Source organism: Thiomicrorhabdus marina (assembly GCF_017571465.1).
Lineage (GTDB): Bacteria > Pseudomonadota > Gammaproteobacteria > Thiomicrospirales > Thiomicrospiraceae > Thiomicrorhabdus > Thiomicrorhabdus marina.
Window position 1 is genome coordinate 151372 of record NZ_JAGETV010000005.1, and the last position, 9765, is coordinate 161136.

The window sequence follows — 9765 nt, forward strand, 5'->3', positions numbered from 1 at the left end:
ACGAAATAGTTTTTTGTTTTTATGGCGTTGGGAGGTTTCCAAGGCCAGAAAGTGTAAGTTTTTATGGAAACGCAGAACAAGTCCAAATGACTTCAGGCAAAGCAAGGCGTCTGTTTGCCGTCATGTCTAGACCTGGCAAAAACAGACAACACCGCTTAGACAAATTTTACGAAGCCTCTGTCTCGACTTACCCTTAGGGCGTCGAGTTCTTCGTTTGAAGAGTCACTTCGTTGTTAGCGTTCTCAACCCTAGCGAAGGCTATGCTTCTCAAAAGCTGCCTAGAATTTATCTCTTCAAACTCCTCACCGAAGTCAATGGGGACTTATTCTGTGTTTCCTTAGCGACAAAATCTATTCTACTGAATTGGGATGGACGGTAAACATTGAAAAACCAAAAACCATAATGACCGATAGTGAAAATTATTCTGATTGATTAGATAAACGCTTTTAAATCAAAGAAGTAGTACAGAAATGTTTGGGTTTGGCTTCGGGATAATGATTTTTAATGGTTCTGGTTGAATGACTTATATTAGTGGGGTTGGTTATTGTTCAATTTTTGTCGCTTTAAGAAGTCATTCAGCGCGTCTTGCCAATCGATATCAAATTGCCACTTTTTTACCGGGAAAGATGTTTGTATTAATTTTTTTAGGTTGGTTTCAAACTCTTCTCTATCGATTAAAGTTGCTCCTAAGCTGTTGAGGTGTTCAGTTTCTACTTGTGTATCAACCATCTCAAAGCCCCATATATCAAGTTGTAGGCAGAGTGCAGTTAAGGCGACTTTCGATGCGTCCGGTTGCTTGGCGAACATGGATTCGCCATAGAACATTTTGCCGATGCCAATTCCATATAAACCGCCAATAAGTTGTTCGTCTTCCCACACTTCGACCGAGTGTGCATGGCCTTTAGCGTGCAATTCGGAATAGCTGTGCAACATCTGTGTGCAAATCCAAGTTCCGTCTTGTCCTTTGCGTTCTATGTTTGCACAGTGCGCCATGGTTTTGCTGAAGGCGGTATCGAGCTTAATTTGCCATGCACCGGTGAGAACCTTATCTTTCCAGCGTTTACGCAGGCTACGGCTGACTTTTAATTGTTTAATAGGTAGCACGCTTCGCGGGTTAGGTGTCCACCATAGAATTGGGTCATCTGGATTAAACCAAGGGAATATCCCATTGCGATATGCGGTCAGTAGCCACTCCGCAGTTAAAGAGCCGCCAATCGCCAGTAAGCCGTCAGGTTCAACTAAGGCAAACTCAGTCGGAGGAAATTCTACGGGTGAGGGAGCTAACCAGAATGGCGAGTGTTCAGCGGTAAACTGAGTCATTGCTTTATTACTTTTTGATATCAGTTGAGTTTTTAGGCATGGGCTTGGCGTATAATGCGCTCAAGTTGATTGTACAAGAAATCAACTTGAGCCACTTTTATAAATATTGCATTTATGCTGCACTTGCTAAAGTTATTCCCCGCTGAAACGAAAAGTACAAAGTTAAAATATGACCTCTTTTGTCCACCTGCACCTTCATTCAGAATACTCGGTAATTGATAGTACCTTGGGCATTAAGCCGATGGTTTCCATGGTTAATGATTTTAATCAGCCGGCAGTTGCGTTGACTGACATTAATAATATGTACGCGCTGGTGAAGTTTTATGGTGCGGCAATAGGGGCTGGAGTGAAGCCGGTTCTCGGTTCGGAAGTATTGGTTGAACATGAAAATGGCGAAGTCTTCCCGCTAGTCCTGTTGGTGCAGAGTGAACAGGGCTATTTAAATCTTTCTTATTTGATTTCGCAGGCCAATCTTAAAAATCAGAAAATTTACGAATATGCCGAGCTAGGGATTATTCCGCGTGCAATGTTAGCGCAACATAGCCAAGGTTTAATTGCCTTGTCAGCGGGGCGTTTAGGTGATGTCGGAAGTGCTCTGTTGGCGCAAAATCAGGAGCTGATTGCCGAGCGTTTAAGCTGGTACCAGAACCATTTCCCGAATCGTTACTATCTAGAACTGATTCGTACCGGTCGTGATAATGAAGAGTCTTATATTCAATTAGCGTTACAGGTTGCCGAACAGTGGCAGTTACCGGTGGTAGCGACCAATGACGTACGCTTCGCGAAGACTGAAGATTTTGAGGCGCATGAAGTACGAACCTGTATTCATGACGGGTTTATTTTGGTTGATCCGAAGCGTCCTAAACGCTATTCGGAACAGCAATACTTACGTTCTTCAGAAGAGATGATTGAGCTCTTTGCAGACATTCCTGAAAGTATTACCAATACGGTTGAAATCGCCAAACGTTGTAGCGTCGATTTAACGCTTGGTACTTATTTCCTACCGGATTTCCCGATTCCGGAAGGCATGACTATGGATCAATACTTTATTGCCGAAAGTCATAAAGGTTTGGATGAGCGTCTAGAATTTCTCTTCGGTAAAGAGCCGCAGGAGATTCAGCAGCAAAAGCGCGAAGAGTATTACGACCGTATTAAATTTGAGCTTGATATTATTCTGCAGATGGGATTCCCGGGGTACTTCTTAATCGTTGCCGACTTTATCCAGTGGGCTAAAAATCATCAAATCCCGGTTGGGCCGGGGCGTGGTTCCGGTGCCGGTTCCTTGGTGGCTTATGCATTGAAAATTACCGATCTTGACCCGATTGAATACGACTTGCTTTTCGAACGTTTCCTTAACCCGGAACGTGTTTCCATGCCCGATTTCGACGTCGACTTTTGTATGGATCGTCGTGATGAAGTCATTGATTATGTGTCGCGTCATTACGGCTCGGATAAGGTATCGCAGATTGTTACTTTCGGTACCATGGCGGCGAAAGCGGTGGTGCGTGACGTAGGTCGTGTACTTGGTCTAGGTTATGGGGTCGTTGACGGCATTGCCAAACTAATTCCGAATGAGTTAGGTATCAAGCTAAAAGACGCGATTGAACAAGAGCCGGATATGCAAGCCAAACGCGATTCCGACGAAGACGCAGCGCAATTGCTGGAATTGGCATTAAAGCTTGAAGGGACGGTGCGTAACACCGGTAAGCACGCCGGTGGGGTAGTTATCGGACCGAAACCGCTCGACCATTTTTGTCCGCTTTCCTGTGAAGCGGATGGTTCCAGTGTGGTTACCCAGTTGGACAAAAATGACGTTGAATATGCCGGTCTGGTTAAGTTCGACTTCTTGGGGCTGCGTACCTTGACTATTATCGATTGGGCATTGCAATCGATTAATGGCAGTAAGCAACTGGGCGATGAAGGGCATCTAGATATTGCTCGTATTCCGATAGATGACGAACCGACCTTCGAGTTAATTAAAACCGGTAAAACCACTGGTATCTTCCAGCTGGAATCTTCCGGGATGCAGAATCTTATCGTCAAATTGCGTCCTGACTGTTTTGAAGATATTGTCGCTTTGGTAGCACTGTTCCGTCCCGGCCCGTTGGATTCCGGGATGGTGGATAACTTTATCAACCGTAAGCATGGTAAAGAGGCGGTCGCCTATCCGGATGCTCAGTATCAACATGAATCCTTGAAGCCGATTTTGGAACCGACCTATGGCGTCATTCTGTATCAGGAACAGGTAATGCAGATTGCACAGGTTCTGGCCGGTTACTCACTTGGTGGAGCCGATTTGCTACGTCGTGCAATGGGTAAAAAGAAACCGGAAGAGATGGCCAAACAGCGTTCGGTATTCGAGGAGGGCTCGATTAATAACGGTGTTGATGGCGAACTGGCAATGAAAATCTTCGACTTGGTAGAAAAGTTCGCCGGTTATGGTTTCAACAAATCCCACTCCGCTGCCTATGCGTTAGTTTCTTATCAGTCAGCATGGCTGAAAACCCATTATCCGGCCGAATTTATGGCTGCACAGATTTCATCCGATATGGATAACACCGAGAAGGTGGTGCATATGGTGAACGAGTGTCATTCAATGGGCTTGACGGTATTGCCACCGAATATCAATACCGGAGAAGTGCATTTCAAACCTTACGGTGAGCGTACGGTAAATTATGGCCTTGGCGGGATTAAAGGGGTCGGTGGCGCGGCTTTAGAAGGCTTGTTAATTGAACGTAAAGAGAATGGGCCTTTTAAAGACCTGTTCGACTTCTGTCTGCGTGCCGGTAAGAAAGTCAATAAGCGTGTTATGGAAGCCTTGGTGCGTTCCGGTGCTTTGGATGTGTTGCACGAAAACCGCCAAGCAATGCTAGAAACCATCCCGACCGCTATGAAACAAGCCGAACAACAACTTAAGAATGCTGCGGTTGGTATGCGTGATTTGTTTGGTGATATGTTCGCGCAGGAGCAAGAGCCGGGACAAGGCACAGATTTGTTGCCGGTTGCAGAAATGTCACAGAAGCTTCGTTTGAAGGGGGAAAAAGATACCCTTGGGCTTTATATTACCGGTCACCCGATTGATATTTACGAAGATGAATTAAAAAAACTGGTCGAATCGCCACTGCATAAATTACGCCCGGAGCGCTGGAAGAAAATCTGGGGGGCGGGTCTGGTTGTGGATTTACGTGTAAAAGTGACCAAATCAGGCGCCAAGATGGCGATTGCCACTATTGATGATAAAACCGCGCGTTTGGATGTCACTATGCGACCGAATATCTATGAAGCTGTACAAGAAGAGTTAGCGATCGATAAGGTGATTATGGTTCATGGCGAAGTTCGCGAAGATACTTTTAACGGTGGGATTAAATTCGAAGCCGAGCAGATTGTCAGCTTAGCAGAGGCGCGTATTGAAAAAGGTCAGGCATTAGAATTATCGGTCAATGCCGAAGTGATGAATGACAAGCGAATGCAGGAACTACAGTGCCTTGTTGCAGAGTATCAAAATGAAGTTGGTCTGCCATTGCAGGTTAAATATCAAAATGACACGGCACAAACCGTTTTACGCTCGCAACTCAGTTTTTATCCAGATGATGATTTGATTGAAGCATTGAATGCGCAAGGCTGGCAGCCAAGAGTGGTTTCTTGAGACCTCAATACATTAAAGGTTATTGGTGAATTGCGTTCGAGAAATATTGCAGTTAAGCCGTTTTTTCGAGAAAAAGGTATATGTGTAGATATTTTTAGTAATGCCGGAGTTTATGACCGGATTAGTGAATTTGAATTTACTTTTTTATCGGGTAAAGCCCTTTAAATTTAGATTTTCGATGGTAAACTCTGCACATTGTTTAATTGTGTCAAATTTGAACTTAAGGTTCATCAATTAAACTCAAAAATTTTGAAGTGATTCTCCAAGTCCTAAGTAGCTGGTCCGAGTATCCTAATATAATTAGGGGACATTAGCACGATGACGTGAGAGCCATTCGCTGAGTTCCCTAAGAAAGCTTATCGATGTCGCTCCCGTTTTCTGCTAAGTCTCAAAGTAGAATAATTATTAATAGGAGGCGCCATGTCTAACATTGAATCTATCTTAACTGAAACACGTCTATTTGAAGCTCCCGAGCCAATCAAAAAGCGTGCGGCAATTAATGAAGATACGTTAGAACAGATGCGTGCAAAGGCGAGTAAAGATCATGTCGGTTTTTGGTCTGACCTTGCAAAAGAAAAGCTAATCTGGACAAAACCTTTCACCGTAGGCTTGGACGAATCCAACGCACCTCATTACCAATGGTTCACTGACGGTGAGCTAAACGTCTCTTACAACTGTATCGACCGTCACCTAGACGACAAAGCGGATAAAACCGCGATTATTTTCGAAGGTGATACCGGCGATGTCGAGCGTTATACCTATAAAGAACTTCACGACCAAGTTTGCCGTTTCGCGAATACTCTGACTGCCCAAGGCGTGAGTAAAGGCGATCGCGTTGTTATTTATATGCCAATGATTCCGCAAGCCGTGATTGCAATGCAGGCCTGTGCTCGTATTGGTGCAATTCATTCGGTGGTATTCGGTGGTTTCTCGGCGGAAGCACTGCGTGACCGTATCGAGAATGCCGGCGCTAAACTGGTTATTACCTCAAATACTTCAAAGCGTGGCGGTAAAACGATTCCACTTAAAAGTGCGGTCGATGCAGCGCTAGAAAAAGGTTGCGATTCAGTTAAACGCGTTATTGTTTATAAGCGTACTGCTGACGAAGTGGCGATGCAGTCTGGCCGTGATATTGACTGGCTGGAAGCGGAAGCCGGCATGAGCAATTATCATGAGCCGGTTCCGGTTAATGCTGAAGACCCGCTTTTCCTTCTTTATACCTCAGGTTCGACTGGCACGCCAAAAGGTGTACAACACAGTTCTGGTGGTTATCTGTTAAATGCACATTTAACCAATGAATGGATGTTCGACCTGAAGGATGATGATGTTTTCTGGTGTACTGCTGATGTGGGCTGGATTACCGGGCATACTTATGTTGCTTATGGCCCGCTTTCTGTGGGCGCAACCATTGTAATGTTTGAAGGGGTTCCGACTTATCCTGATGCGGGTCGTTTCTGGCAAGTGTGTCAAGATCACGCGGTGACGGTTTTCTATACCGCGCCGACAGCGATTCGTGCGCTTATGAAATTTGGTGCGGATCTTCCTAATCAATATGATTTATCAAAACTGCGTCTGTTGGGGACGGTGGGTGAACCGATCAACCCTGAAGCGTGGATGTGGTATCACGATGTTATCGGTCGCGGCGAATGCCCGATTATCGATACTTGGTGGCAGACCGAAACCGGTGCTCATATGATTGCTCCTTTCCCTGTGACTGCTCTGAAACCGGGGTCTTGCACACAGCCGCTTCCAGGTATTGATGCCGCTATCCTCGATGAAGAAGGTAATGAGTTAGGGCGCGGTGAAGGTGGTCTTTTGGTTATCAAAAAACCGTGGCCTTCAATGATTCGTACCGTCTGGAACGACGACGATCGATACAAATCGACTTATTTCCCGTTAGCGCACCAACCTAACTACTATGTGGTTGGCGACAGCGCTTATCAAGATAAAGATGGCTACTTCTGGATTCTTGGCCGAATTGATGACGTCTTGAATGTTTCCGGTCACCGTTTAGGTACCATGGAAATCGAATCGGCATTGGTTTCGCATCCGCAAGTTGCCGAAGCGGCGGTTGTTGGCCGTCCGCATGACGTAAAAGGTGAAGCGGTTGCTGCCTTCGTTGTCTTGAATATTGACCTTCCTAAAGGTGATGCACGTTCTGCATTGATTGCAGAGTTGCGTGAACACGTCTCGAAAGAAATTGGTCCTATCGCTAAACCTGATGATATCCGTTTCGGTACAAATCTGCCGAAAACGCGTTCAGGGAAAATCATGCGCCGCCTGTTGCGCTCGATTGCTAAGGGCGAAGAGATTACTCAAGATACTTCAACGCTTGAAGATTCAACGATCTTGGATCAATTTCAACAAAAGTAATCAGTCATACATCGTTCAATGAGTGCTAACTTTCAGAACTGATTTCAATCGAATGCAGTAAGACAAGGCCACAGGTTTTGTCTTAATTCGATTATATAAAGTTCCTGTCGTTGCCAGATTTGTAAGGGTGTGTGTTTTGATGCAAGACTCTATTGCAGTGTATTAAATTGAATCACTGTACTTTGTATGACTGAAACTAAAACTTAATAATTAATTTAAATTACTTTTCTATATCATTGATTAAATGTAATTTTTTATTTACCAGTCTTACCGAGTTTCTTAGGGTCTATAAATGGTTTTTGGATGATGGGATTAATAATTTTGATTGTTCTCAGCTCCAAAAGTACCGTGATAATGGGGCGTACCTTTCAGGTACTTTATCGTGAAAATCGATAACTCATAATCATAAAAAATAACATTTATCTCAAATGAGGAGCCTAACTTTATGAGCAGTAAAGTTAAATACTCAGCCATTTTATTGGCTGTCTATACGGTCCTGTACTTTGGGGTTGCATTAATGGTAAGTGCAACTTTCAAAGATTTAGCAGCGACTGAAATTGCCGGTGCGCCTATCGCAATTTGGGGAGGACTGGTGGTCATCATCGTTGGTGTAGTCATTACGCGCCTCTATCTTAAAAAGATGGACGGAGAGGAGTCTAACTAATGGAAAATATGGTTGCACTGGTCATCGTAGCACTTGGTATCTTGCTATCAATCGCGATCAGTTTTTATCACTCTAAATCGACTAGCAGCACGGCAAACTTCTATGTTGCAGGTGGCGGTCTTTCTCCAAAAGTAAACGGTCTGGCAATGCTAGGTGACTACGCTTCTGCAGCAAGTTTCCTTGGTGTAGCCGGTGCAGTAGCACTGCTAGGTGTTGATGGCTGGTGGCTTGCGATCGGTTTCTTTGCCGCTTGGATTGTGGTTCTAATCGCCATTTCTAGCCCGTTGAAAAACGTTGGTAAATTCACCGTGGCAGACGTTCTAAATGCACGTTTCACGCAAAATGCTAAGAAAATTCGTACTGTGGCAATGGCCTCTACGCTGGTGCTTTGTGTAATGTATCTTGTTCCGCAGATCGTTGGTGCTGGTCATCTATTCGGTCTACTGCTTGGTTGGGATTACTTGCCAACGGTTTTGGTTACCGGTTCATTAATGGCGCTATTCGTTATTATCGGGGGAATGAAAGGGACGTCTTATAACCAAGCAATCCAAGGTGCGATTCTGTTTGGTGCGATGATCTTCTTACTTGTGTACGGTGTCATTCATTTATTTGGTGGTAACCCGGCAGGTGTAGTAACTGCAGCAGAACAGATGGTTCCAGTTAGCCTTGCAGCTAAGGATGCAGCGGCAGTTGCGGCAGCAGCGGCGGCAAGTGATCCGGCGGCGGCAGTTGAAGCCGTTCGTGCAGTGATGCCTGATGCGGCATCAGCAGTAACACCGGGTGTTGGTCTACGTGACTTCGCTAACCAAGCGTCACTGGTACTTGCATTATTCCTTGGTGTATTAGGTCTGCCACATATCCTAATCAAGTTCTACACGGTTTCTAATGCATCTGATGCGCGTAAATCTGCAGAGATCACTATCTGGGGTCTAGCAATCTTCTACGCAGCAATCTTCTTTGTTGGTCTAATCGCCATGTACGCTCTGTATCCAGAGTTAGTGAAAATGATTGCAGCGGGTGAAGTCGGTAAAGCTAAGAATATGACAATGCCAATGCTTGGCGACATGCTTGGTGGTCAGATTCTAATGGGTGTAATCGCAGCGGGCGCGATGGCTGCAATGCTATCAACGTCTGCGGGTCTTCTGATCTCGGCAACATCTTCATTGGCGCATGACCTTTACAAGGGCGTTATTAATCCTGATTCAACTGACGAGCAAGAACTTAAGTTTGCTAAAGTTGGTGCTTTCTTCTTAGCGGTTGTTGCGATTCTAATGTCGGTTTGGCTGAAAGAAGAAAACGTCGCTATGCTGGTTGGTATGTGTTTCGGTATCGCGGCTTCAACCTTTGCACCTGCGCTAGTACTAGCGGTGTGGTGGAAAGGTCTTACTAGCCAAGCGGTTATCTGGGGTATGGCTTCTGGTTTAGTTCTATCGCTACTGTTCACCTTCTCTAAGTTCTTCGGTGCTAAGACAATGCTTGGCCTAGATGTTCTAGTTAACCCGGCACTTTACTCTGTACCGGTTGCAATCCTAGTGACAATCGTTGTTGCTAAGATGACTAGCGACAAAGGTGACACAGAAGAGTTTATGGCAAAAGCTCACGGTCAATAATCCGTCGCTAAAACCTAAACGACTTTGAAAAAAGCGAGTCAGGTAATTTATCTGGCTCGCTTTAATTAGATGGTCCGCCTCACTTTCTTCCCTAAAATGAGAAAGTGAACCTTAACCAAGGAGTGATCATCATGTCTCAAGTTATCTATGGC

5 protein-coding genes are annotated in these 9765 nt (G+C 45.0%); 4 read left to right on the forward strand and 1 reads right to left on the reverse strand.

The genetic code is table 11. The annotated features are described in order from the left end of the window. Positions 1–528: 528 nt before the first annotated feature. Positions 529–1320 (reverse strand): leucyl/phenylalanyl-tRNA--protein transferase, encoded by a 792-nt coding sequence (gene aat, locus J3998_RS04745; RefSeq protein ID WP_208148315.1) that lies wholly within the window; start codon positions 1318–1320, stop codon positions 529–531. 169 nt (positions 1321–1489) lie between these two features. On the opposite strand from aat, the gene dnaE reads away from it, so the two are divergent. The 4 genes from dnaE to J3998_RS04765 all read left to right on the forward strand — a co-directional run bounded on the left by dnaE (position 1490) and on the right by J3998_RS04765 (position 9613). After that, the gene (dnaE, locus tag J3998_RS04750; RefSeq protein WP_208148316.1) at positions 1490–4966 is read left to right on the forward strand and encodes a DNA polymerase III subunit alpha; all 3477 of its coding nucleotides are present in this window, start codon (positions 1490–1492) and stop codon (positions 4964–4966) included. 420 nt (positions 4967–5386) lie between these two features. Continuing rightward, complete coding sequence (gene acs / locus J3998_RS04755) at positions 5387–7339, forward strand: acetate--CoA ligase (RefSeq protein WP_208148317.1); 1953 nt, start codon at positions 5387–5389, stop codon at positions 7337–7339. Positions 7340–7784: 445 nt separating this feature from the next. Beyond that, entirely contained in the window at positions 7785–8003 is a 219-nt protein-coding gene (locus J3998_RS04760; protein WP_208148318.1) for a DUF485 domain-containing protein, read from the forward strand. Continuing rightward, positions 8003–9613 (forward strand): sodium/solute symporter, encoded by a 1611-nt coding sequence (locus tag J3998_RS04765; RefSeq protein WP_208148319.1) that lies wholly within the window; start codon positions 8003–8005, stop codon positions 9611–9613. The genes J3998_RS04760 and J3998_RS04765 overlap by 1 nt, the downstream gene beginning before the upstream one ends. Positions 9614–9765 lie beyond the last annotated feature (152 nt).